General features: G+C 71.9%; 22 protein-coding genes. 7 read left to right on the top strand and 15 right to left on the bottom strand.

Features of this window, described 5'->3' with window-relative positions:
* The first annotated feature begins 10 nt into the window (after positions 1–10).
* From OG302_RS12270 to OG302_RS12280, 3 genes are all read left to right on the top strand, one after another.
* The gene (locus OG302_RS12270; RefSeq protein ID WP_309544753.1) at positions 11–82 is read left to right on the top strand and encodes a putative leader peptide; all 72 of its coding nucleotides are present in this window, start codon (positions 11–13) and stop codon (positions 80–82) included.
* A gap of 74 nt (positions 83–156) precedes the next feature.
* Positions 157–693 carry a cysteine dioxygenase gene (locus tag OG302_RS12275; RefSeq protein ID WP_371526834.1) on the top strand — a complete coding sequence of 179 codons (537 nt, stop codon included), beginning with the start codon at positions 157–159 and terminating at the stop codon, positions 691–693.
* Complete coding sequence (locus OG302_RS12280) at positions 690–1,151, top strand: rhodanese-like domain-containing protein (RefSeq protein WP_371526835.1); 462 nt, start codon at positions 690–692, stop codon at positions 1,149–1,151. Before OG302_RS12275 ends, OG302_RS12280 begins: the two co-directional genes overlap by 4 nt.
* An 84-nt stretch (positions 1,152–1,235) precedes the next feature.
* Here the strand turns inward: OG302_RS12280 and OG302_RS12285 are convergent, their stop codons facing one another.
* From OG302_RS12285 to OG302_RS12310, 6 genes are all read right to left on the bottom strand, one after another.
* Positions 1,236–3,779, bottom strand: coding sequence for an FtsX-like permease family protein (locus OG302_RS12285; protein ID WP_371526836.1), 2,544 nt, complete (start codon positions 3,777–3,779; stop codon positions 1,236–1,238).
* Positions 3,776–4,441, bottom strand: a complete 666-nt coding sequence (locus tag OG302_RS12290; RefSeq protein WP_371526837.1) for an ArsR/SmtB family transcription factor — start codon at positions 4,439–4,441, stop codon at positions 3,776–3,778. The genes OG302_RS12285 and OG302_RS12290 overlap by 4 nt, the downstream gene beginning before the upstream one ends.
* Positions 4,442–4,803: 362 nt before the next feature.
* The gene (gene recX / locus OG302_RS12295; RefSeq protein ID WP_371526838.1) at positions 4,804–5,553 is read right to left on the bottom strand and encodes a recombination regulator RecX; all 750 of its coding nucleotides are present in this window, start codon (positions 5,551–5,553) and stop codon (positions 4,804–4,806) included.
* A gap of 3 nt (positions 5,554–5,556) precedes the next feature.
* Positions 5,557–6,693 carry a recombinase RecA gene (gene recA, locus OG302_RS12300; RefSeq protein WP_371526839.1) on the bottom strand — a complete coding sequence of 379 codons (1,137 nt, stop codon included), beginning with the start codon at positions 6,691–6,693 and terminating at the stop codon, positions 5,557–5,559.
* 315 nt (positions 6,694–7,008) lie between these two features.
* Positions 7,009–8,307 carry an AI-2E family transporter gene (locus OG302_RS12305; RefSeq protein WP_371526840.1) on the bottom strand — a complete coding sequence of 433 codons (1,299 nt, stop codon included), beginning with the start codon at positions 8,305–8,307 and terminating at the stop codon, positions 7,009–7,011.
* 105 nt (positions 8,308–8,412) lie between these two features.
* Positions 8,413–8,607, bottom strand: coding sequence for a DUF3046 domain-containing protein (locus OG302_RS12310; protein WP_367045344.1), 195 nt, complete (start codon positions 8,605–8,607; stop codon positions 8,413–8,415).
* Positions 8,608–8,686: 79 nt separating this feature from the next.
* Between OG302_RS12310 and OG302_RS12315 the strand changes: the two genes are divergently transcribed.
* Positions 8,687–9,673, top strand: a complete 987-nt coding sequence (locus OG302_RS12315; RefSeq protein ID WP_371526841.1) for a hypothetical protein — start codon at positions 8,687–8,689, stop codon at positions 9,671–9,673.
* A gap of 20 nt (positions 9,674–9,693) precedes the next feature.
* Here the strand turns inward: OG302_RS12315 and OG302_RS12320 are convergent, their stop codons facing one another.
* From OG302_RS12320 to OG302_RS12335, 4 genes are all read right to left on the bottom strand, one after another.
* Positions 9,694–10,863, bottom strand: a complete 1,170-nt coding sequence (locus tag OG302_RS12320) for a PucR family transcriptional regulator (RefSeq protein ID WP_371526842.1) — start codon at positions 10,861–10,863, stop codon at positions 9,694–9,696.
* A gap of 69 nt (positions 10,864–10,932) precedes the next feature.
* Positions 10,933–11,241, bottom strand: coding sequence for an AzlD domain-containing protein (locus tag OG302_RS12325; RefSeq protein ID WP_371526843.1), 309 nt, complete (start codon positions 11,239–11,241; stop codon positions 10,933–10,935).
* Positions 11,238–12,083 (bottom strand): AzlC family ABC transporter permease, encoded by an 846-nt coding sequence (locus OG302_RS12330; RefSeq protein WP_371526844.1) that lies wholly within the window; start codon positions 12,081–12,083, stop codon positions 11,238–11,240. Before OG302_RS12330 ends, OG302_RS12325 begins: the two co-directional genes overlap by 4 nt.
* Complete coding sequence (locus OG302_RS12335; protein ID WP_371526845.1) at positions 12,050–12,946, bottom strand: AraC family transcriptional regulator; 897 nt, start codon at positions 12,944–12,946, stop codon at positions 12,050–12,052. The genes OG302_RS12330 and OG302_RS12335 overlap by 34 nt, the downstream gene beginning before the upstream one ends.
* Positions 12,947–13,025: 79 nt before the next feature.
* Between OG302_RS12335 and OG302_RS12340 the strand changes: the two genes are divergently transcribed.
* The 3 genes from OG302_RS12340 (at position 13,026) to OG302_RS12350 (ending at position 19,983) form a co-directional block, all read left to right on the top strand.
* On the top strand, positions 13,026–17,729 hold the full coding sequence (locus OG302_RS12340) for an ATP-dependent helicase (RefSeq protein WP_371526846.1): 4,704 nt from the start codon (positions 13,026–13,028) through the stop codon (positions 17,727–17,729).
* A gap of 511 nt (positions 17,730–18,240) precedes the next feature.
* On the top strand, positions 18,241–19,041 hold the full coding sequence (locus tag OG302_RS12345; protein WP_371526847.1) for an Fpg/Nei family DNA glycosylase: 801 nt from the start codon (positions 18,241–18,243) through the stop codon (positions 19,039–19,041).
* 132 nt (positions 19,042–19,173) lie between these two features.
* On the top strand, positions 19,174–19,983 hold the full coding sequence (locus tag OG302_RS12350) for an SDR family NAD(P)-dependent oxidoreductase (RefSeq protein WP_371526848.1): 810 nt from the start codon (positions 19,174–19,176) through the stop codon (positions 19,981–19,983).
* Positions 19,984–20,571: 588 nt separating this feature from the next.
* Here the strand turns inward: OG302_RS12350 and OG302_RS12355 are convergent.
* The 5 genes from OG302_RS12355 to rimO all read right to left on the bottom strand — a co-directional run bounded on the left by OG302_RS12355 (position 20,572) and on the right by rimO (position 24,564).
* Entirely contained in the window at positions 20,572–21,042 is a 471-nt protein-coding gene (locus tag OG302_RS12355; protein ID WP_371526849.1) for a Dps family protein, read from the bottom strand.
* 235 nt (positions 21,043–21,277) lie between these two features.
* Positions 21,278–21,652 (bottom strand): helix-turn-helix domain-containing protein, encoded by a 375-nt coding sequence (locus OG302_RS12360; RefSeq protein ID WP_160507571.1) that lies wholly within the window; start codon positions 21,650–21,652, stop codon positions 21,278–21,280.
* Positions 21,653–21,761: 109 nt separating this feature from the next.
* A complete protein-coding gene (locus OG302_RS12365) occupies positions 21,762–22,343 on the bottom strand; it encodes a CinA family protein (RefSeq protein ID WP_371526850.1) in 582 nt (193 codons plus the stop codon).
* Positions 22,343–23,074 (bottom strand): CDP-diacylglycerol--glycerol-3-phosphate 3-phosphatidyltransferase, encoded by a 732-nt coding sequence (pgsA, locus tag OG302_RS12370; RefSeq protein WP_371526851.1) that lies wholly within the window; start codon positions 23,072–23,074, stop codon positions 22,343–22,345. Before pgsA ends, OG302_RS12365 begins: the two co-directional genes overlap by 1 nt.
* Positions 23,071–24,564, bottom strand: a complete 1,494-nt coding sequence (gene rimO / locus OG302_RS12375; protein ID WP_361844742.1) for a 30S ribosomal protein S12 methylthiotransferase RimO — start codon at positions 24,562–24,564, stop codon at positions 23,071–23,073. The genes pgsA and rimO overlap by 4 nt, the downstream gene beginning before the upstream one ends.
* Positions 24,565–24,614: the final 50 nt, after the last annotated feature.

Below are 24,614 nucleotides of genomic sequence, written 5' to 3' on the forward strand. Positions count from 1 at the left end.
CGACACCGATGTGCGCCTGTGGCGGAGGGTCCATATGGACCTCGTCCGCTATGCGGGCTGCGTGTGTCGTCCGTCCTGCTGAATTCGCCCTCGTTTTCCCAGCGCGCGCTGCCTTCTTCTCGGTGCGCGCTTCCGCGAACTTCCAGGACGGTCTCCGTGTCTGTTTCTCTCTCCACCGCGCCTGCTTCCACGGCAGCGTCCGCGCCCACCGCCGCCGAGCTCCTCGAATTCGTGCGTCGTAGCGCCGCCGACCCCGAGCTCGTCGCCTCACTGCCGCTCGACCCCGAGGGCCGCACCTGGGTGCGCCTCGAAGGGCCCGGCGGCAGCGAGGCCTGGCTGATCGGCTGGCCGCCGGGCACCGGCACCGGGTGGCACGACCACGCGGAGTCGGTCGGTGCCTTCCTCACCGCTGCGGGCACGCTCAAGGAGAACTCGCTCGCCGCCCGGCTGCCCACCGACGGATGGAAGACCCTGGAGCTGTCCGAAGGGGTGGACCGCGAGCGGGAGTTGACGGCCGGCAAGGGCAGGGCGTTCGGCCAGAACCACGTGCATGAAGTTCTGAACGAGTCCACCAGCGAGCACGCGATCTCCGTGCACGCCTACTATCCGCCGCTCCCCCGCATCCGCCGCTACAGCCGTACGGGCGCGGTCCTGCGCCTGGAGTCCGTGGAGCGCCCGGAGGACTGGCAGTGAGTGCGCACCCCGAAGGCGTACGCCCCATAGGGGAGCACCCCGCGGCCGAACGCCCCGTCGGGATCGACGAGTTGCTGGAGCGCGTGCGGCTCGACCTCCACCGGGTCACTCCGGAGGAGGCGCGTGACACCACGGCCGAGGGAGGGCTCCTGGTCGACATCCGGTACGCGGCCCTGCGCGAGCGTGACGGCCTGATCCCCGGAGCCCTCGTCGTCGAGCGCAACGAACTGGAGTGGCGCCTGGACCCGCAGGGCAGCCACCGTGCGGCGGAGGCCGTCAGCCACGACCTGCGGGTCGTGGTCGTCTGCAACGAGGGCTACGCGTCGAGCCTCGCGGCCGTCTCCTTGCGGCAGTTGGGACTGCGGCACGCTACTGACCTCATCGGCGGGTTCCAGGCGTGGAAGGCCGCTGGGCTCCCTGTCACGGACGTCGCGGATATCGCGGCCGTCGCGGACTGAGCACGCGCGTGTGCGCCCCTTACCCGATTCGGTAAGGGGCGCATCGGTAACCAGTAAGGGGCGCCCACCATTGCGTACTGCCGCTTACTCCTTGGCCGTTGCCACCGTGACAGGGCGGGGCTTGAGAGCGGCTCGCCCCGGGAGCGCGGTCGCGGTGAGGGCGAGCAGAGCCGCGACGGCCACCACGGATACGTACACCAAGGGCGTGACCGAGGGTGCGGCGCTGCCGGTCATGCCGATGCTGAACGCGGTCAGGACGGCGAGCGCGATGCCGCTGCCGAGGGCCGTGCCGATGAGCAGGACTGACAGCGCCTCGGTGCGCAGCATGCCGAGGACCTGGCGGCGGCTCGCGCCCGCGAGGCGCAGCATCGCGAACTCGCGGATGCGCTCGGAGACCGACATGGCGAGGGTGTTGACGACGGCGATCGCGGTGAAGGCCAGGATGAGGCCCATGGCGAGGTAGTTCACCTCGGCGTTCGCCTGCTGGCGCTCGGCCTGGAGGTTGTCGACGGCGGCCGGGGCGAGAACCCGTACGCCCGGGAACTTCGCGACGCCTGCCGCGAGTTGTTCCTGTGTACGGTCGCTCTTGATCAGGACCGTGGCGGCGAGCGGGTTGTCGACGTGGCGGGCGACCAGGTCGTGCGCCATGGTCAGGTCCCCGAACCCGAGCCCGCGCGCGTACACGGCGCTGACCTTGAGCATGGTCTTCGTGCCGTCGCCGAGCGTGAGTCTCAGAGTGCTGCCGGGCTTCAATCCGAGCTGGTCGGCGGCCAGTTCACTGACGGCGACGCTGCCCTTGCCGAAGCCGTCCAGGGATCCGGCGGTGACGTCCGGGTTCCAGGTGCGGGTGAGCCCTGCCGTGCTGACGCCCTGCGCCGGGTACTTGTCGAGCCCCACGCGCACGGTGGTGCGGACGACCTCGGTGGCGGCCTCGACGCCCTCGGTCGTACGCAGCTTCCGCGCGGCCTCGGCCGGGATGCCCGGGCCCTGGGCGGCCAGTACCCAGTCGGCCCGGATGCCCTCGCGGGCCTGGGCGCGGGCCGCGTCGCCGAGGGTGGGCTGGACGAACAGGACGGTGCAGGTCATGCCGATGAGGAGGGCGAGCGGGGTGACGGCCGCCGCCATCCGGGCCGCGTTGCCGCGGAGGTTGGCGTGCGCGAGGCGGCCACCGGGGCCGGAGAGCCGCAGCGGGGTGCGCAGCACGGCAGCAGCCGCCCTGACCACGAGCGGACCGAGGAGCGCGATGGCGGAGGAAAGGACGACAACGGCCAGGAACGTCACGGGGGTCGACGCGGGCTCGGTGCGCAGCACACTGAGCACGGCGACGAGCACGGCGCCCCCGGCGAGGAGGACGAGACCCGCGATGATGCGGCTCCACGGCGGCCGGGTGCGCTGGACACGCGCTTCGGCGAGAGCCTCGGCCGGGCGGATACGGGCGATGCGGCGGGCCGAGAGGCGGGCCGCGGCCCAGGCCCCGAGCAGCGTCGCGGCCACGGCGGCTAGGGGCGGGAAGACGCTCACGGCCCGCTCCAGGGTGGCGGGGACGGCACCCATGTCCACGAACCTGCCGTGCAGCCAGCCGCCGAGCGGGATTCCGGCGAGCGAGCCCATGACGCCCGCGGCCGCTCCGACGATCAGGGCCTCGCGGCCGAGGAGCCCCCGGATCTGCTTAGGGGTGGCGGCGATGGCGCGGAGCAGGGCGAGTTCGCGGTGGCGCTGCTGCACGGAGAGGGCGAAGGTGCCGACGACCACGAGGATGGCGACGAGGAGGGAGGTGCCGCCCATCGCGCCGCCCATGCTGACCAGCTTGACGCGGGCGCCCGCCGCGTCGAGGAACTCCACCGGGCCACGGTCGTCGCCTGTGCTGACCTGCGCCTTCGTACCGGCGAGGGCGTCGGTGACCGCCTCCTTGAGCTCTCCCGTCCCGGTGCCCTCGGCCGGCACGATGCCGAGGGCGGTGATCTTGCCGGGGTGCGCGGCCAGCCGCTCGGCCTCTCCGGCGGAGAAGAAGAGGGACGTCTGGTGAGCGAGGGCGCCTTCGGAGGGGGCGGCTACTCCGGTGATGCGGTAGGAGCGCGGGGCCTGTGTCGACTGGACGGTGAGGCGGTCGCCGGTCTTGAGGTGGGCGCGCCCGGCGAGGCCGCGGTCGATGACGAGGTCGCCGGTGGCGCGCGGGGCCCTGCCCTCGACGAGGCGGAAGGGGGTCAGCGCGGCCGACTCCCAGGCGTGGCCGTACGCGGGCTTGTCGGCGAGGTCACCGGCCGCGGGCGTCAATGGCTGGGCGAGGAACGTGAGTTCGGGCACGACTTTCCCGACGCCCGGCACGCCCTTGAGCTTCCGCGCGATGTCCTCCGACAGCCAGGCCCGCTCGGCGATCGGCTTGGCCTTGTGCTTGACCTTGGTCTTGCCCTTCTTGTGCTTGACCGTGGTCCGGTGGACGTTCTGGTCGGCGGAGACGACCACGGGGGCGGCGGCATAGCGCTCGGTCCGGATGGTGCCGCGCAGGCCGGTTTCCAGGAGGGTGCCGCAGGCCGTGATGAGCGCGGCGGCGCACATCAGTGCCAGGAAGGCGCCGAGGAATCCGCCCTTGCGGTCTCGGACGGTCTGCAGTGCGTAGCGCAGCATCATGATGTGGCCTCGGGCTCGGAGGAGTGGGAGGGGAGAGGGGCGGGGTGGGGCGCAGGCATGGGCGCGGGGGTATCGGCCGCCGGGAAGGCCAGGAGCCGGGTGAGTACGGTGCGGGCCTCGGCCGGGGTCTCGGTGTCGGGGCGCTTGTAGCGGTTGAGCAGGGCGATGTACTCCTCGAAGAACTCGCGGAGTTCGCGAAGCGTCAGCCGGATGGTGCCGCGCGAGTACGGAAACGCGTCGGCCCACTCCCCGAGTTCGGCGCCCGCGTTACCCGCTTCTCGCTGCAGCTGCTCGAAGAGCTCCAGGTCGGCGGCGTACGAGAGGCGGTTCACCTCGTCCATCACGAGCCGCGTCTCGGCGTTCTGCTTGCTGCGTGGCGGGAAGCGCCGGTCGCCGGGGATCGCGCGCCACCAGCGTTCGCGGCCGTGGCCGGTGCCCGCGGTCTCCTCGACGAAGCCGTAGCGGGCGAGCTCGCGCAGGTGGTAGCTGGTCGCGCCGGTGTTGAGGCCGAGCGCCCTGGCGAGCGTCGCTGAGGTGGCCGGGCCGTGCACGGTGAGGCGCTGCAGCATCTGCTGACGCCGGGGCTGCGCGAGCGCCTTGAGGACGCGAAGGTCGCTCAGCTCCTCCGGGGCGCCGCTGGTCGTGCCGGGTTCCTTTGCCATGCGTACACAGTCGCCTGTGCACAGGTTCCTTTGCAGTGCGGCGGACCGGCGTCTTCAGCGGGGGGTTATCCCCACCCTGCGGGCCGACAGGCCGGTGTACAAGGCGAGTTGGGGAGGGCTGTGGAGCGAATCCGTGCGGGGGGGGCGAGGCCCCACGGTTAGCGGGGCGGGGCCTCACGGTGAGGTGATGCCCGGCGGAACGAAGCCTGTGGAGCAAAAGGCGGCCCTATGGAGCGAAGCCCTGTCGCGCGAGGCGCACCTTCGACGTGAGCCCCCGTGGAACGCGAAAGGGCCGGGCCGCGGTTCACACCGCGCTGCCCGGCCCTGACCTGGGCCCCACCCCCGCGAGGGCCCTGGTCGGCTCAGTCCCCGTCGTACCCCAAGTCCTCCGCGTCCTCGCCCTCTTCCTCGATGGCCTGCCGGACGATCCGGAGCGCAAGCCCTTCCGAGTAGCCCTTGCGGGCGAGCATGCCCGCGAGGCGGCGCAGTCGCTTGTCGCGGTCGAGGCCCCGCGTGGCACGGAGCTTGCGGGCGACGAGCTCGCGTGCCGTCGCCTCCTCCTGCTCCGAGTCGAGCTGTCCGACAGCCTCCTCGATCAGCACGGCGTCCACGCCCTTCGTGCGCAGCTCCTGCGCGAGCGCCCGTCGGGCCAGACCCCGGCCGTGGTGCCGGGACTCCACCCACGCGCCCGCGAAGGCACCATCATTGATCAGGCCGACCTCTTCGAAGCGGGTCAGCACCTCATCCGCCACGTCCTCCGGGATGTCCCGCTTGCGCAGCGCGTCGGCCAGCTGTTTGCGCGTGCGCGGGGTCCCGGTGAGCAGCCGCAGACAGATCGCCCGCGCCTTCTCACCCGGATCCGCTGTCGGCGGCTCCCCCTTCTCGGCCCTCGACGAGGAAGGGGGGCCGCTGTCCTGTGAACCACCGCCCCGGCTTTCACCGAAGCCGCCACGCCGTCGGCGGCCCTTCCGGCCGCCGCCCCCGCGGAAGCCGGTGCCGTCACCCTCCTGGTCGGCGCCACCCTGATCCGCACCGTCCGCGAGGCCTCTGCCCGCGGGATCGGTGTGGTGCTCGGGAACGATCTGGTCCGCCCAGTCCGTGCGCCGCGTCATGGATCAGCTCTTGGCCGCGGCGGCCTTGGGCTTGGTGGCCTTGGCCGCCGGTGCGGGCACCGTCTTGGCGGCGTCCTCGGCCGTGCCCGTCGCACCCGCCGCGTCCTTGCCCGGCTCCGCTGCGGCCGGCTCCTCCGCCTTCGGCTTCACGCCGACGCCCAGCTTCTCCTTGATCTTCCGCTCGATCTCGTTGGCGAGGTCGGGGTTGTCCTTGAGGAAGTTGCGGGCGTTCTCCTTGCCCTGGCCGAGCTGGTCGCCCTCGTACGTGTACCAGGCGCCCGCCTTGCGGACGAAGCCGTTGTCCACGCCCATGTCGATCAGGCCGCCCTCGCGGCTGATGCCCTGGCCGTAGAGGATGTCGAACTCGGCCTGCTTGAAGGGCGGCGCGACCTTGTTCTTGACGACCTTGACGCGGGTGCGGTTGCCGACCGCGTCCGTGCCGTCCTTGAGGGTCTCGATCCGGCGGATGTCGAGCCGCACCGAGGCGTAGAACTTCAGCGCGCGGCCACCGGTCGTGGTCTCCGGCGAGCCGAACATCACGCCGATCTTCTCGCGCAGCTGGTTGATGAAGATCGCGGTGGTCTTGGACTGGTTGAGCGCGCTGGTGATCTTCCGGAGCGCCTGGCTCATCAGGCGGGCCTGCAGACCCACGTGCGAGTCGCCCATCTCGCCCTCGATTTCCGCGCGCGGCACCAGGGCCGCGACGGAGTCGATGACGATCAGGTCGAGCGCGCCGGAGCGGACCAGCATGTCGACGATCTCAAGAGCCTGCTCGCCGTTGTCCGGCTGGGACAGGATCAGGTTGTCGATGTCGACGCCCAGCTTCTTCGCGTACTCGGGGTCGAGTGCGTGCTCGGCGTCCACGAAGGCGACGGCGCCGCCCGCGCGCTGTGCGTTCGCCACGGCGTGCAGCGTCAGCGTCGTCTTACCGGAGGACTCCGGTCCGTACACCTCCACCACACGGCCGCGCGGGATGCCGCCGACGCCGAGCGCGACGTCGAGCGCGGTCGATCCGGTGGGGATGACCTCGATGGGGTCGTTCGGCCGCTCGCCCATGCGCATCACTGCGCCCTTGCCGAATTGCCGTTCAATCTGTGCGAGCGCGGCTTCGAGCGCCTTCTCGCGGTCGGTTCCTGCCATGGGTTCCACCCGATTTGCTTGTGTCGATCGCTTCACGTCAATGACGCTAGCGCCTGCCACTGACAATCCGCCCCGACGCCCGTCCGGCCTGTGGATAACTCGAGGCGATCGCCCCGCCGGAATCCGCCGGAGCCCCAGGGATCCCCCCGCGAAAACCCCGGGAAAACGCCGCCAGGCAACCCATAAGAATGGATGTTCGATTTTGGTGTCAAGCGCACCACGCGGGTCCCACCGAGAGTACGGAAGGGGCCGGTCCGCCCGGCGCACCTCGCCCGTCCGATCCTTCGCGCCGCGCTCCCGAGGGGGAATCCTCGGCTACTCGCGTTCGCCCGAGCCCGGCGCTGAGCCCGAGGCCTCGTCCGAGGCGACCTCGGCCTCCGACGCCGCCCCCGGGTGGTTCGGCCCGCGCATCGCGCGCCTCATGCGCGTGAGGAGGGACACTCCGCCCTTGCGCCGGTGCCCGTGGACGCGCGGGTCGTCCGTGACGTCGTACCGCTTCACGTACGCCCCCAGGAAGGCCTGCAGGGTCGCGATCGCCGGGATGGAGATCAGGGCGCCGACCGCGCCGAGGAGGGCCGTGCCCGCGATGACCGAGCCGAAGGCGACCGCCGGGTGGATGTCCACGCTCTTGGCGGTGAGCTTGGGCTGCAGGACGTAGTTCTCGAACTGCTGGTAGACCACGACGAAGATCAGCACCCACAGCGCGTACCAGGGGTTCACCGTGAAGGCGATCAGCATCGGCAGCGCGCCCGCGAGATACGTGCCGATGGTGGGGATGAACTGCGAGACCAGGCCGACCCACACCGCGAGCACGGGCGCGTACGGCACGCCGAGGGCCTGCAGCAGGACGTAGTGCGCGACTCCGGAGATCAGGGCCATCAGACCGCGCGAGTAGAGATAGCCGCCGGTCTTGTCGACCGCGATCTCCCAGGCGCGGAGCACCTCGGCCTGGCGGGCGGGCGGCAGCACCGAGCAGAGGGCACGCCGCAGCCGCGGGCCGTCGGCTGCGAAGTAGAACGAGAACAGCAGGACCGTCAGGAGCTGGAAGAGACCCCCGAGGACCTGCGCCGACACGTCCAGGACGCCGCTGGCGCTGTTCTGCACGTACTTCTGGAGCCAGTCCGAGTGGACGAGGCTGTCCTGGATCTCGACCCGGGAGAGCTCCGTGTGGAACGTCTGGTTGATCCAGCTGATGACCTTGTCGAGGTAGTCGGGGAAGTCCTCGACCATGTCCACGATCTGGCCCGCGAGCATCGATCCCATGAGCGTGATGAAGCCCGCGCTCGCGATCAGGACACCGAGGAAGACCAGGAAGGTGGCGAAGCCCCTGCGCAGCCCGCGCGCGGCCATCCAGCTCACCGCGGGCTCGACCGCGAGTGCCAGGAAGAACGCGATCAGGATGTTGATCAACAGCCCGGTCAGCTGGTGGAAGGCCCAACTGCCCAGCTGGAAACAGGCGATGAGTGCGAGGGCGAGCACCATGGCGCGCGGCAGCCAGCGCGGCATGCTGGCGGCCCGCCCGGTTTCCGCCCCGTTCGGGGGCTGTGCGGGCGGCGTCGTGCCGAGCGGAGCTACATCCTGAGTGACCTGCGCGGTCTCGTCTGTCGATGCCACGGGGCCAGTCTCGCCCACGTCACCGACATTCGGCCCCCGCCCCCGCTCCTTCACGCTCGACGGCGCCCGCTACGGGCTACCGGAAGACGGCGAAGTATCCGGCCGTCAGCGCCTTTCGGCCGGTACGTCCATGGCCGCGCAGACGGCGCGCCAGACATCCTTGGCCTCCCAGCCCGCGTCCAGTGCCTGATGCACCGTGCGCCCGCCGAGCTCGGCCATCACATGATCGCGAGCGAACGAGTCGGCGTACCCCTGCCCGAAGTGGTCCGCCATCCGCTCCCAGAAAACCGTCAACCGCATGCATTCAGTATCGCTCCCTTGAGAGTGCAGCCTGGCGCAGGGGGCTCACCGAAGGCGCTTTCCGGCCTACGGTCTGTGCATGGCCGAAACCGGAGCATCCCCGCATGGCGCGCCCTCACCGGTCGCGCGCGCCGAGCACTTCGTCTGGCTCACCGCGCGCGTCCTTGAGCAGCGGCGGTTTGCTTACCACTTCCTGAGCGGCGCGGGCGGCGCGGGAGCCGACCCCTCGGGCGACGCGGTCGAGACCGCCCTGGCCGCGTACAGCACCGAGGACGGCGGGTACGGGTACGCGCTCGAACCGGATCTGCGCGGCCCTGTCAGTCAGCCCCTGCACGTCGGCCACGCGCTGCGCGTCCTGGACTCGATCCGACGCTGCGGCGGGCAGCGGGTGGAACGCGTGTGCCGCTACCTGACGTCGGTGTCGACGTCCGACGGCGCCCTCCCGGCGATCCATCCCGGCCAACGCGGTTACCCCTCGGCCCCGTTCATGCCCGTGGTGGACGATCCGCCCAGCGAACTCCTGGCCACCGGCCCCGTAGTGGGCCTGTTGCACCGCAACGAGGTGTGGCACGCCTGGCTGTTCAGGGCCACCGACTTCTGCTGGGCCGCGGTGGACTCCCTGGACAAGTCCCATCCGTACGAGCTCCAGGCGGCCGTCGCCTTCCTCGACGGGGCGCCCGACCGCCCGCGCGCGGAGGCGGCCGCCGACCGGCTCGGCAGGATCGCGCGGGAGCAGCGCCTCGTGACGCTCGACCCCGAGCGGTTGGACGCGTATCCCGTGGCACCGGGCTACGCACCGGGTGAGCACCACTTCGCGCACGACTACGCGAAGGTCCCCGAGTCGCTCGCGCGCGCGTGGTTCACCGACGAGGAGATGGCGCGCTCCCTGGACTTCCTCGAGCGGGAGCAGCAGGAGGACGGCGGCTGGCCGATCCTCCCCCGTAGCTCAACGCATGGGGGGACCCCCACGCGGCAGTGGGCGCCGGGCAGCGCCCTCGAAGCCCGCCCGATCGTCACCATCGAGGCGCTGCGCACGCTTCGGGCGTACGGACGGCCCATCGCCTGACAGGGCCTCGCGCTCCCCTCTCAGCAGTCCCCGGCCTCCCTCAGCAGGAGCGCCGCGATGGCGAGTGCGGTGCCGCGCGGCGCCGACAGGTCGATGCCGGTGAGTTCGCCGATCTTCGCGAGGCGGTTGTCGACGGTGTTGGGGTGCAGGCCGAGGGCGGCGGCGGTCGCCCTGCGCTCCTGCTGATGGCCCAGGTGGGTACGGAGCGTCTCCAGGAGCTCGGGGCGGTCGGCCACCGGGTCGAGCAGTGCGGAGATGAGGTGGCTGCTCTCGTTGCGACGGGAGAGGTGGTACTCGAGGAGCACGTCCTCCATGCGGTGCAGTGCCGGAGGCAGGCCGCACGCGCGCGTGATGCGCAGTATCTCGGTCGCGGTCCTGGCCGCGTCGGTGATGGCCTCGGGTCCGGCGGCATCCACGGCGGCCACACGTACGGGAAGGCCGCAGGCCTTGCTGAGGCGGCGCGGCAGGTCTTCGGGAGGCCGGCAGTCCCGGGGCACGATGCCCCGACCGCCCTCGCCTTCCAGGAGCGCGAGCACCTCCACCCCGAAGGCGTGGTCCAGTGCGGTCTGTACGCGCCGCAGGCGGCGCCGTACCGCTACGGGGCCCTCGGCCGGCGCCTCGTCGAAACCGACCGCCAGGACGAGCACCGGCCCGGCCAGGCGCAGTTGGTCGAGCAGCACATGGCCGGGCGGCACCATGCCGTCGAGCAGACCGCGGATCAGGGAACCGCGCTGGGCGCGCTGCTCGGCCTCCAGGGCGGACCGCTCGTCCAGGTAGGTCTCGGCCACGGTGCCGACGATGGCGGGGTGCGACTGCAGCAGCACGTCCACGAGTTCGACCAGGGCGGCTTCCTCGCCGGGTCGGGCCTCATCGCGCAGCGCCTGCCACAGGACGTAGACCCCCAGAGCGTGCGTACGCAGCAGCAGGTGCAGCGGCATGCCCTCTTCCGCGCGCTGCGCGGCCCGCTCGCGGAAGAGCCGGTGGCTGCCGGGCTGATCGGTGACACGGCGCAGGAAGAGGCGCACTCCGTGGCGTGCGGTCGCGGCTATCTCCACGTCCTTCACGTCGTCGGGGAGCTCCGCGTACCCGGGCAGCTCCTCGAACGACTCACGGGCCATCCTGCGGGCCAGTTCGTTGACCCTGGGCTCGCAGCGCGCGGCGAGAGACCTCGCCTCGGAGGACAGCGCCACGATGTCTCCTCTTCGGGGGCCGGGCCGCGGTGGTGACGCGTCACATTACAGAGGGCGGCCGGGCGGCGATCAGCCCAGGAGCGCCCGCACTCCGGCGGTGACGACCACGGCCGCCCCGATGACGACCAGGAACGGCGCCCGCAACAGCAGCGCCACGGCCGCCGCCGCGAGCCCCACGGCCTTGGCGTCGAGCTCCAGGACCCGCCCGTCGGCGAAGGCCTGCTGGGCCGTGAGCGCGGCCAGCAGCGCCACGGGCAGCAGGGCGGCCATGCGCTTGACGAGCGGGCGTTCCAGGGCGCCCGCGGGAACCAGCAGGCCCGCGAGCTTCACGAGGTAGCAACCGGCGAAGGTCACGCCGATCGCGATCCAGATGTTCAACGGTCTTCCTTCTGAGTGTCGTCATGCGTGACGTCCTGGGTGCCGTCGGGGCGCGCGTCTCCCATGGCGGCGGGCTTGGAGGCGGACTTGCGGCCCTCTACGTAGAGCACCGCCGGCGCGGCGAGCGCGGCCACCAGGACCGGCACTCCCGCGGGCAGCACGGGCAGCAGGCCGAGCCCCAGGACGACCGCGACGGCGGCAACGGCCCGCTCCGTGGTCGTCCGCAGCATCGGCGCGAGGAGCGCCAGGAAGACAGCCGGTCCCGCGGCGTCGAGCCCCCACACATCGGTGTCGCCGATGGCTTCGGCACCGAGCGCCCCGAGGAGCGTGGTGAGGTTCCACAGCATGTAGAGGCTCAGCCCGGTGACGGTGAAGCCGATGCGGGCGGCCCGCCGGGTCGGCTGGGCGAGCGAGACGGCGGTGGTCTCGTCGATGACCCAGTGGGCGGCGAACGGACGCACCGCGCGCGGGAGGGCGAGCAACTGCGAGAGCCGCAGCCCGTAGAACGCGTTGCGTACGCCGAGGAAGAAGGCCCCCGCCGCGGCGGTGAACGGGTTGCCGCCGCCCGCGAGAGCCCCGACCAGCGCGAACTGCGAGGCGCCCGTGAAGACCAGCAGGCTGAGCGCGCAGGTCTGCAGCACGGTGAGTCCACTGCCGGCCGAGGTCACCCCGAAGGCGAAGCCGGACAGCCCGACGGCGATCCCGACGCCGAGTGCGTCCCGGACGACGGCGGAACCGGGTTTCTCCGGCGCGTCCGCGCCCAATCGCCCGGGAACGCCGGCTGTCGCATCCGCCGGGGTGCCTGCGCTTATGTCTGCGGGTGTCGTCTGTTGTTCTGCCACACATCGGACGGTACGAGCAGGGCCGATTCCCCGTCTTGTACGTTCTTGCGCTCGCGCTGGTACGCCCCCGGCGGCACCCCGACGATGCGCGTGAAGTGCCGGTTCAAGTGCGGCTGGTCGGTGAAGCCCACGGCGACAGCCGCTTCGGACGGTGACGTTCCGGCATCCAAGAGGCGTCGTGCGGCGCGCACCCGCGCGTCGGTGAGCCACGCGTGCGGAGGCATCCCGTACACGTCACGGAAGGCCCGCAGCAGGGCGAAGGGGCCCACTCCGAGGTCGGTGGCGAGCCGCTCCAGGCTCGGCGGGTCGGCGAGCCGCTCCTCAAGGACGGCACGCGCGCGTGCCGCGACCCTGGCGCCCGCCGTGCGCACCGCACGCTGAGGAACGGGCCCGCCGTTCAGCCGCAGCAGCCGGGTCACGGCCACCCGCAGCAGGGTGTCGGCGGCGAGCGCGTTGCCGTCATCGGCGGCTCTCAGCACCCGGTGGACGAGGGCCACGCCGTACGGGTCCTCGATCACCGGACGGAGGAAGCCGGGGGTCCCCCGGATGGTGGTGGTCTCCGCGGCGATGTCGGCGACCAGATCCGGGGACGGATAGACCGCCGCGTACCGCCATCCCTCGGGCGCACCGGCCCGGCCCGTGTGCATCGTGTCGGGGTTGATCAGGGCCAGGGCCCCCGGGCCCGCGTGCTGGTCGGCGCCGCCGTGGTGGAAGACGTCGACACCCTCGGCGATCGCGGCGATCACGTAGTGCTCGTGGGTGTGCCGCACGAACGTCTTGCTGATGTAGTGAGCACGCAGCAGGTCGACTCCGGGCAGCTCCGCGTACCGCCAGTGCCGCGCCTGCTCCGCCGAACCTGCCATGACCTCATTCTGCGACAGCCACGCAACCCCTTCTCCGCAGGTCGGCGCCGTTGTCAGTGGCGGGGTGCACGATGGGGTCATGGTCAGGTCCGCATCCAGTGCTCCCGGCGCCCCCGGCGCCCTTGACGGATTTTCCCCCGCGACCCGCAGCTGGTTCACGGGGGCTTTCTCCGCGCCCACCTCCGCGCAGGCCGGGGCATGGAAGGCCATCGGCGAGGGCTCGGACGTGCTGGTCGTCGCGCCCACCGGCTCGGGCAAGACGCTGGCCGCTTTCCTCGCCGCCCTGGACCAGCTGGCCTCGACGCCACCGCCCGCCGACCCCAAGAAGCGCTGCCGCGTGCTGTACGTGTCTCCGCTGAAGGCCCTCGCGGTCGACGTGGAGCGCAATCTGCGCAGCCCGCTGACCGGCATCCGCCAGGAGTCCGTGCGCCTCGGGCTCCCGGAGCCCGAAGTGCGGGTCGGCATCCGTTCGGGCGACACCCCGCCCGCCGAGCGCCGCTCCCTGGCCACGCGCCCGCCGGACATCCTGATCACCACCCCCGAGTCGCTCTTCCTGATGCTCACCTCGGCCGCGCGGGACGCGCTGGCGGGCATCGAGACGGTGATCCTGGACGAGGTGCACGCCGTCGCGGGCACCAAGCGCGGCGCCCATCTCGCCCTCTCCCTGGAGCGGCTCGACGAGCTGCTGCCGCGGCCCGCCCGCCGCATCGGCCTGTCGGCGACCGTCCGTCCGGTGGACGAGGTGGCGCGCTATCTGTCCCCGCAGCGCAGGGTGGAGATCGTCCAGCCGCCCTCCGGCAAGGAGTTCGACCTCTCCGTGGTCGTGCCGGTCGAGGACCTCGGGGAGCTGGGCGGTTCCCCGGTCGCCGACTCCGACCAGGGCGCGGAGCGCCCCTCGATCTGGCCGCACGTCGAGGAACGCATCACCGACCTCGTCCAGGCACACCGCTCGACCATCGTGTTCGCCAACTCTCGCCGCCTCGCGGAACGCCTGTGCAACAGGCTGAACGAGATCGCGTACGAACGCGCGACGGGCGAGCCCCTCCCCGAGGACCACTCCCCCGCGGAGCTGATGGCCGAGTCGGGCGCGGCCAAGGGCGCCCCTCCGGTGCTGGCCCGCGCCCACCACGGCTCGGTCTCCAAGGAGCAGCGCGCGCTCGTCGAGGAAGACCTGAAGGCAGGCCGTCTGCCGGCCGTGGTCGCCACGTCGAGCCTGGAGCTCGGCATCGACATGGGCGCGGTCGACCTGGTGGTCCAGGTCGAGTCGCCGCCCTCCGTGGCCTCCGGCCTGCAGCGGGTCGGCCGGGCGGGACACCAGGTGGGTGCGGTCTCCACCGGCGTCGTCTTCCCCAAGTACCGCGGTGACCTGGTGCAGGCCGCCGTGGTCACCGAGCGGATGCGGACCGGTTCCATCGAGTCGCTGCGCATCCCGGCCAACCCCTTGGACGTCCTCGCGCAGCAGCTCGTCGCGACGGTCTCCCTCGACACCTGGCAGGTCGACGACCTGCTCGCCCTGGTCCGCCGGGCCGCCTCCTTCGCCTCGCTCCCGGAGTCGGCGTTCACGGCCGTCCTGGACATGCTCGCGGGCCGCTATCCGTCGGACGCCTTCGCGGAGTTGCGTCCCCGCGTGGTCTGGGACCGCGTCGCAGGCACCGTCACCGGACGCCCGGGGGCGCAGCGCCTCGCGGTCACCTCCGGGGGCACGATTCCCGACCGCGGCCTCTTCGGGGTCTTCCTCGCCGGGGCCGACCCCAAGAAGGGCGGGGGCCGCGTCGGAGAGCTCGACGAGGAGATGGTCTACGAGTCCCGGGTGGGTGACGTCTTCACGCTCGGCACCAGCTCGTGGCGCATCGAGGACATCACACGCGACCGCGTGCTCGTCTCCCCCGCTCCCGGTGTCCCGGGCCGCCTCCCCTTCTGGAAGGGCGACCAGCTGGGCCGCCCGCTCGAACTGGGCCGTGCGGTGGGTGCGTTCCTCCGAGAGGTCGGCTCCCTGTCGCGCGACGACGCGCGCGTGCGCCTGCTGGCCGCGGGCCTGGACGACTGGGCGGCCGACAACGTCCAGACGTACCTCACCGAGCAGCGTGAGGCCTGCGGCCACATCCCGGACGACCGCACGATCGTGGTCGAGCGGTTCCGTGACGAGCTGGGCGACTGGCGGGTCGTGGTGCACTCCCCGTTCGGCGCGCAGGTGCACGCCCCCTGGGCGCTCGCCCTCGCCTCCCGGCTGACCGAGCGTTACGGCATGGACGCCCAGGTCATGCACGCCGACGACGGCATCGTGCTGCGCCTGCCGGACGCCGACCTGATGAGCCTGGACCTGCTCGACCAGGAGCCCGCCGACCGGCCTCTGGAGTACGACAGCGAGCAGGCCCCCGTGGGCGCGGGAGACGTCGCCTTCGACAAGGGCGAGGTCAACCAGATCGTCACCGACCAGGTGGGCGGCTCGGCCCTGTTCGCCTCGCGCTTCCGCGAATGCGCCGCCCGCGCGCTGCTGCTGCCGCGCCGCAGCCCCGGAAAGCGCACTCCGCTGTGGCAGCAGCGCCAGCGCGCCGCGCAACTGCTCCAGGTGGCCAGCGAGTTCGGGTCGTTCCCCATCGTCCTGGAAGCGGTCAGGGAGTGCCTCCAGGACGTCTTCGACGTACCCGGCCTCACGGAACTGATGGGCGACATCGAGTCCCGCAAGGTCCGGCTCGTCGAAGTCACCACCACGGAGCCGTCCCCGTTCGCCCGCTCGCTCCTGTTCGGCTACGTGGCGCAGTTCCTGTACGAGGGTGACTCACCGCTCGCCGAGCGGCGCGCGGCGGCCCTCTCCCTGGACTCCCGGCTGCTCTCGGAGCTCCTCGGCCAGGCCGAGCTGCGCGAGTTGCTCGACGCGGACGTCCTCACGGAGCTGGAGCAGGAGCTCCAGTGGCGCACGGAGGACCGCCGCGTCAAGGACGCCGAGGGCGTCGCCGATCTGCTGCGCCTCCTCGGGCCGCTCACCACCGCCGAGCTGGCCGAGCGCGGCGCCGAGCCGGAGTGGGCGCAGGAGCTGGCCGCCGCCCGCCGCGCGATCAGCGTCCGCATCGCGGGGGCCGACCACTGGGCGGCGATCGAGGACGCGGGCCGTCTGCGCGACGCGCTGGGCACCGCGCTGCCGGTCGGCGTCCCCGAAGCGTTCACCGAGCCGGTCAAGGACCCCCTGGGGGACCTCGTCGCGCGGTACGCCCGCACGCACGGCCCGTTCACCTCGGCGACGGCCGCGGCCCGGTTCGGGCTCGGCGCCGCCGTCACCGAGGGCGCGCTGCAGCGCCTCGCCGCCAACGGACGTGTCGTGCAAGGAGAGTTCCATCCGGCGGGCATCGGCCAGGAGTGGTGCGACGCGGCCGTCCTGCGCCGGCTGCGCCGCCGCTCCCTCGCGGCCCTCCGGCATGAGCTGGAGCCGGTGCCGCCCGCCGCGCTCGCCCAGTTCCTGCCCCAGTGGCAGCACTTGGGCGGGCACGGGCTCCGGGGCGTGGACGGACTGGTGCGCGCCGTCGAGCAGTTGCAGGGGGCGACCGTGCCCGCGTCCGCGCTGGAGAAGCTCGTCCTGCCCTCCCGTGTGTCCGGTTACACACCGGCGATGCTCGACGAACTCACCGCCGCCGGAGAGGTGGTGTGGGCCGGGGCCGGGTCCCTGCCGGGCAAGGACGGCTGGGTCTCCCTGTATCTCGCCGACGCCGCGCCCCTACTGCTGCCGCAGGCCCACCCCCTGGAGCTCACCGCACTGCACCAGTCGGTCCTGGACGCCCTCTCCGGGGGGTACGGCCTCTTCTTCCGGCAGATCGCCGACCAGGTCCGCGCCACCACCCACCCCGAGGCGTCCGACCCCCAACTGGCCGACGTGATCTGGGATCTGTCCTGGTCCGGACGGCTCACGAACGACACGCTGGCCCCGATGCGCTCCCTCCTCGGCTCGGGCCGCACGGCCGGCGCCACGGCCCATCGCGCCAAGCGCTCCATCCCGCGCGGGCGGTATGGCGCGCTGACCGGCGCGGCCCGCCCCATGTCGTCGCGTACGGGCCCGCCGACCGTGGCGGGCCGCTGGTCACTGCTCCCCGCCCACGAACCCGACCCCACTCTGCGCGCCCACGCCCTGGCCCGCACCCTCCTGGACCGGCATGGCGTGGTCACCCGTGGGGCGGTCGCCGCCGAGGGAGTCGAGGGCGGCTTCTCGGCGACGTACCGCGTACTGTCCGCCTTCGAGGACAGCGGTCAGGCGCGGCGCGGCTATGTGGTCGAGGGCCTTGGCGCCGCCCAGTTCGCCATGGACGGCGCGGTGGACCGACTGCGGGCAGCAGCGAACGCCCGTGACCGCGCGGACAGTTCACCGACCGCCATGAACTACTCCCCGCGCCCCTCGGACACCCAGGCTCTCGTCCTGGCCGCCGCCGACCCGGCCAACGCCTACGGAGCCGCGCTCCCCTGGCCCGATCCGCCCACCGACGCGGGGCACAAGCCAGGCCGCAAGGCAGGCTCCCTCGTCGTCCTCGTCGACGGCGAACTGACCCTCTACATGGAACGCGGCGGCAAGACCCTGCTGGCTTGGCCCGCCTCCCCGCAGGACGACATCCCGGCCACTGAGGACGCCCGGCTGCACGCGGCCGCCGAAGCGCTCGCCTCCGCGGCCCGAGCGGGCGCACTCGGCACGGTCACGGTCGAGCGCATCAACGGCGGCTCCTCCCTGACCTCCCCCTTCGCCCCCCTCCTGGAAGGAGCAGGCTTCCACGCCACCCCACGGGGCCTACGCCTGCGCGCGTAGGCCCACCAAGCACACGCGTAACGCCACCGTCCGCGCGTGTAGGTACGCCACGTATACGTGTAACACCACCGCCTGCCCGCAGCGCCGCCCCAAGGCCCACGCCTACGTGCGTCACGCCACCGCCTGCCTCGCGCGCGCCTGCCCGTAAGCCCTACGCCTGCCCGCGCGAGGCCACCGCTCGCTCTCGGCGCAAGACCCACGCCTGCGCACGTCGCACCGCCGCCTACCCGTGCGGCTACACGCAAGGCCACCGCCCGCCCACCTGCCCACGCAAGGCCACACCTGCGCGCACAGCACCGCTCCGTCACCGCCGCTCCGTCACCGCCGCTCCGTCACCGCCACCCCGTCACCGCCACCCCGCCGGCACCACCCCGCCATCCGCCGCACTCCCGTAACCCCGCGATCCGCCACCCCAACCCGGTCACTCACCCCAACCCGGTCACCCCACCCCGATCACCCGCCGCGTGGCGACGTGCCCCCGCCCCGCCCCCGGCATGCCACCCTGGACCTCATGCCCGAAGGCGACACCGTCCACCAGGCAGCCCGGCGGCTGCACACGGCCCTCGCCGGGCACACCGTCACGCGCTCCGACCTCCGCGTCCCGAAGCTCGCGACCGTAGACCTCACCGGGCGCACCGTCCTGGACGTCACCCCGCGCGGCAAGCACCTCCTCACCCGCTTCGAGGGCGGGCTCACCCTCCACTCCCACCTCCGCATGGACGGCTCCTGGAAGGTGTACGCCCCCGGCGAGCGCTGGAGAGGCGGGCCCGGTCACCAGATCAGGGCGATCCTGGGCACCGCCGAGCGCACAGCCGTCGGCTACCGGCTCCCGGTGCTCGAACTCCTCCGCACCGCCGACGAGGACAAAGCCGTGGGCCACCTCGGCCCCGACCTGCTGGGCCCCGACTGGGACCCCGAGCAGGCCCTCGCCAACCTCCTGGCGACCCCCGACCGCTCCCTCGGCGAAGCCCTGCTCGACCAGCGCAATCTCGCGGGCATCGGCAACGTCTACAAGAGCGAGCTCTGCTTCCTCCTGGGTGTCACCCCCTGGCTCCCCGTGGGTGAGCTCCCCGACGAGCCGGCCTCCCGTCTCCCCGCCCTCGCCAAGAAGCTCCTGGAAGCGAACCGCGACCGCCCGGCGCGCACCACCACGGGCCGCGACCGCGCGGGCCAGCGCCTGTACGTCTACGGCCGCGCGCCCCGCCCCTGCCTGCGCTGCGGCACCCCCATCCGCGTCGGAGAGCAGGGCGACGGCTCCCGCAGCCGCCCCACGTACTGGTGCCCCGCCTGCCAGCAGGGCCCCACCCCCTGACCCCCGCACTCCACACCCGGCCCGCCACCCTCAACGCCCCATACGGCCACCCCGCACCCCTCAACTCACGCCCACAAACCCACACACACCCACCAGTTGACGCCCCGTCAGATCCCGCCGTACCGTCCCGTCATGCCCCTCACGGCGTACGACCTCAGCGGACGCACCGCATTCGTCACCGGCGCGGCCAGCGGCATCGGCCGGGCCTCGGCCGTACTCCTCGCGGAAGCTGGCGCCACCGTCCACTGCGCCGACCGTGACACTCAGGGACTCCACGAGACGGCCACGCTCATCAAAGCCGCGGGCGGCACCGCGCACACCCACTCCGTGGACGTGTCGGACCGGGCCCAGGTCGAACAGGCCGTCGCGACCGCCACCGCGCCCTCCGGCCGCCTGGACGTCATGGCCGCAATCGCCGGGATCATGCACAGCAGCCCGGTCCTCGAGACCCGCGACGAGGACCTCGACCGGGTCCTGAACATCAACTTCAAGGGCGTTCTGTACGCCTGCCAGGCCGCGGCCCGCGCAATGATCGCGGCGAACGCCGACAAGACCGGGAGGACCAACGGCTCCCGGCGCCCCGGCAGCATCATCACCATGGCCTCGGGCGCCGTGGACACCGGCGGTCCTGGCCTCCTCTGCTACGGCGCCGCGAAAGCCGCGGTCGTCCAGCTCACGAAGACCCTCGCCACCGAGGTGGGCCCGCACGGCATCCGCGTCAACGCCGTCGCGCCGGGCTGGATCCGTACCCCCATGACCAACCGCCACGACACAGACGCCCAGGCGCACACCGAGGGCCTCATGGTCCGGATGTCCCCCTTGGGCCGCGTGGGCGAACCAGAGGACATCGCACACGCCGTCCTGCACCTGGCCTCCGACGCGTCCGCCTTCACGACGGGCCAGATCCTCCGCCCGAACGGCGGCGTCGCCATGCCGTGGTGACAGCACCGACGGCGCTCCGGGCAGCACCCCCGGCCGTACGCCGCCCGGATCGCCACCCGGACTCCGGCCCACCGTCCGGCCGCCGGTCACACCCCGCGAACCCCGCGAACCGGCCGAATCCGAAGACCCGAGAAGCCCGGGAGGCCCGTGCGGCTCGGGCGGCCCGAGAGGCCTTGGCTTCACTCACCGCCCGAGACCACGGCACACAGTGCACCGGCAGCAGACTCAACCCCCACCCACCGGCCGCGACGGCACCCTCCAGGACCCCCGCACCAGGCACGAGCACCAGCCGCAGCACTCCCCACCACCAGAGCGCGCCGAGCGCCAGAGCCGGCGCCCACCGCACGACTCTCCATGCCACGGCCACCACCTCCACACGAGGCCAGACGCGTCAAACCCACTGAGGGCCCGCTTGCCCGCTCACCCTCACCGCACGAGACCCGCCCGACGCCCGGTCGACGCTAGACGCCCGGCTCAACCGGCCGGGAGGGCGCACCACAGGGCACACGAGGCACGGCCACCGACCCCTGAGCAATCACCCGGAACACCCGGCGCTCAACGCAAAGCCACCAGCGATCAGCGATCAGCTCAGCCGTTCTCCGCCTGGAACATCCAGTGATGCTTCTCCAGATCGGCCGTGATCCCGATGAAGATGTCCTGGCTCACCGGATCCGCATCGCCGGTCGCCGCGACCCGCTCCCGCATTCGCGTGATCACCGCGCCGAGGGCGTCCACGAGCGTCCCCACCGCGTCCGCGTCCTTGACCCAGCCGCCCGCGACCTCACCGATGCCGCTGCTCCGTGCCACGGTCGCCGCGCGGCCGTCGGGCGAGACGCCGAGTGTGGAAGCCCTCTCGGCCACCGTGTCGGAGTGCGTCCGTGCCGTGTCCACGACCTCGTCGAGCTGCAGATGGACGGAGCGGAAGCGCGTGCCCACCACGTTCCAGTGGATCTGCTTGGCCACCAGGGAGAGGTCGACCAGGTCCACCAGCGCGCCCTGCAGGGCGTCCGAGACCGTCTTCAGATCCGCATCGGACAGAGGGCTCTTCACGACGTACATCCAGCCTCCAAAGATCATGGGATCGCGTGAGCGAAAATCCCCACCAACCATGGCACAAGTGTGCCAATAGGGACATCCCACAGGAATCTTAGAAGACCAACGAGCCACCTCAAAAAGCCCCCTGAACTCGCCCCAGCGCCTCAACACACACAAAGCCCCGACCGGTAACCCGGCCGGGGCTTCGACACATTCGGTACAACTGAGCGCTCAAACAGCGTGCACAGTCAGCGCAGCATCACGCGGCGACGACGTCCACCGCCTCCGCAGGCGCCTTGATCGTCACCCGTTCCGGCGGCACACCGCTGACCGAGACGGAATTGAGCATGGGGCGAACCGGTGCGCGCACCGGTTCCGTAGCCGCTGCCGACGCAGCCAGTTCGGCGAGGGAGAGCTCATCGCTCACCTCGCGCATGAGCTCGGACATCCGTACGTCAAGCGCGTCGCAGATCGCGGAAAGCAGCTCGGAGGATGCCTCCTTCTGCCCCCGCTCCACCTCGGAAAGATAGCCGAGCGAGACTCGGGCGGACGAGGAGACTTCGCGCAGAGTACGGCCCTGGCGCTGGCGCTGCCGACGCAGCACGTCACCCAGCAGGCGACGGAGCAGAATCATCGGTGGCTCCCTCCTCGGACCGCGTAGCCGCATCCTTCACGCCCCACCGTACCGCCTCGCGCGGCGGCCGTGCGGGGAGCGATGTCGTGTTCACTCAGGGCTGCAAACATCAAGTCCCCCCGTTCTGTTCCGTATCCTGTGCCCGCTCGTTCCCGGCACGTTCGCCGGACAGCCGCTCGACCAGCAGCGTGAGCACGCTCCGTACACTCTCCATACGAATGTCCGAACGCCCACCGTTCAACCTCAGAGCGACTACTTTCCCCTCAGAGCGAAGAGCGGAATCCACTCCGCCGACCGTGGAGAGAGCCCCACTCAGCGCGAAGACAGGCCCGTCGACCGCCACAAAAACGGTCCCGACCGCCTGCCCGTCCTGTGGATCGGGCCCCGCGACGCCCGTGGTCGCGATCCCCCAGTCCGCGCCCATGACCTTGCGCACACCCGCCGCCATCTGCAGCGCCACCTCGGCATCCACGGCACCGCGCTCGGCCAGCAGAGTGCCGTCGACCCCGAGCACGTCGTGCTTCAGTTCGGTCGCGTACGCCGTCACGGACCCCCGGAAGACCCGCGAGGCCCCCGGCACCGCCGTCAGCTCGGCGGCCACCAGGCCCCCGGTGAGCGACTCGGCCACGGCGAGCGTCTCGCCGCGTGCCTGAAGGAGGCGCAGCGCCTCCGCAGCCGGACCGAGGGACATCACGAGGCCGACTCCCGAGTCCCTTCGCCGGGGGCGGCGGCAGCAGCCGCGGAGGCCGCTGAGGCGGCCGACGCCGCACGCGCCTCCGCCAGCCCCCGGCGCCGCAGCACGACGGCCTGCCGTACATAGTCGAGACCGGTCACGACGGTCAGCACGACGGCGACCGCCATCACCCAGAACCGCAGCGTGGCGAGCGGCCCCGTCAGCGCGAGGACGTACATCCCGGCCGCCACGCCCTGCCAGAGCGTCTTCATCTTGCCGCCGCGACTGGCCGGAATGACACCGAAGCGGATCACCCAGAACCGCAGCAGCGTGATCCCGAGCTCACGTCCGAGAATGACGCCCGTCACCCACCACGGCAGATCGCCGAGGTAGGAGAGACAGACCAGCGCCGCGCCCATGATCGCCTTGTCGGCGATCGGGTCGGCGATCTTCCCGAAGTCCGTGACCAGGTTGTACGTGCGTGCCAGGTGTCCGTCGAAGAGGTCCGTGATCATGGCGACGGCGAAGGCCGCCCAGGCCCACGCGCGCCACGCGGGGTCGTACCCGCCGTCGGCGAGCAGCAGCATCACGAAGCCGGGCACGAGCAGCAGCCGGATCACCGTCAACAAGTTGGCGACGTTCCACACGCTGGCCTGATTGACGGCCGCAGCGCCCAACTTCCCGCCGCGCACCGGCTTGGCGCCCTGCGCGCCGGAGCCGCCCGCCGCGGATGCCGGGACTCCGGTCATCTGCGTGCCTCCTCGGCCGGAATCCGGGGCGAGTCCCCCAGAATTTCGCTGTACTCAGCCACCAGGTCCACGCCTTCCGTGCCGACCACCTTTGCCACGACCATACGACCGACCTGCAGGCCGTCCCCACCCGTGGCGCCGGTGAAGCGGATCTGGCCGTCCGTCTCGGGCGCCTGGTGGGCCGCCCGGCCGATCGCGCCGTCCTCGTCGTCCACGGACTCCACGAGCACCTCGACGGTCTCACCGAGACGGTCGGCGGCGCGCTGCGAGGTCAGTTCCTCCGCGAGCCGCGAGATGCGCGCGAGCCGCTCGTCGACGACGTCCTGGTCCAGCTTCTTGTCGTACGTCGCCGCTTCGGTGCCCTCCTCGTCGGAGTACCCGAAGACGCCGATGGCGTCCAGCCGCGCACCCGTGAGGAACCGCTCGAGCTCGGCCACGTCGGCCTCGGTCTCGCCGGGGAAGCCCACGATGAAGTTCGACCGCACGCCGGCCTGCGGGGCCTTCGTCCGAATGGTGTCCAGGAGCTCCAGGAACCGGTCGGTGTCCCCGAAGCGCCGCATGGCCCGCAGCACGCCGGGAGCGGAGTGCTGGAAGGACAGGTCGAAGTAGGGGGCGACCTTCTCCGTGGAGGTCAGTACGTCGATGAGCCCGGGGCGCATCTCGGCGGGCTGCAGGTAGCTGACGCGCACCCGCTCGATCCCGTCGACGGCAGCCAGCTCGGGCAGCAGCGTCTCCAGGAGCCGGATGTCGCCGAGGTCCTTGCCGTACGAGGTGTTGTTCTCGGAGACGAGCATGACCTCCTTGACGCCCTGCTCGGCCAGCCAGCGCGTCTCGCCGAGCACGTCCGAGGGGCGGCGCGAGATGAAGGACCCGCGGAAGGAGGGAATGGCGCAGAACGAGCAGCGCCGGTCGCAGCCGGAGGCCAGCTTCACCGAGGCGACGGGGTTGGTGCCCAGGCGCCGCCGCAGCGGGGCACGCGGACCCGAGGCGGGCGCGACGCCTTCCGGGAGGTCCATGGGCGCGTGACCCGGCAGCGCGACGTCGGAGCCGGCTTCCTGGCGCTCCGCGGGGCTGATCGGCAGCAGCTTGCGCCGGTCACGCGGGGTGTGAGCCTCGACACTGCCACCGCTGAGGATGGTCTGGAGGCGGGTGGAGATGTCGGAGTAGTCGTCGAAGCCGAGGACACCATCGGCTTCGGGGAGGGCGTCGGCGAGCTCCTTGCCGTAACGCTCGGCCATGCAGCCGACCGCCACGACGGCCTGGGTCTTGCCATGCCCCTTGAGGTCATTGGCTTCCAGGAGGGCGTCGACGGAGTCCTTCTTGGCGGCTTCGACGAATCCACAGGTGTTGACTACGGCGACATCCGCGTCTTCGGCGGCCTCGACGAGCTGCCAGCCGTCCGCCTCCAAGCGGCCTGCGAGCTCCTCCGAGTCCACCTCGTTACGGGCGCAGCCAAGAGTGACAAGGGCGACGGTACGGCGTTCGGGCATGCTCTCAAGACTACTTCGTCCCTGCCCGGGCCCCCGCCGCGAGGGTCCCG

The sequence above is a fragment of the Streptomyces sp. NBC_01283 genome, from assembly GCF_041435335.1.
Lineage (GTDB): Bacteria > Actinomycetota > Actinomycetes > Streptomycetales > Streptomycetaceae > Streptomyces.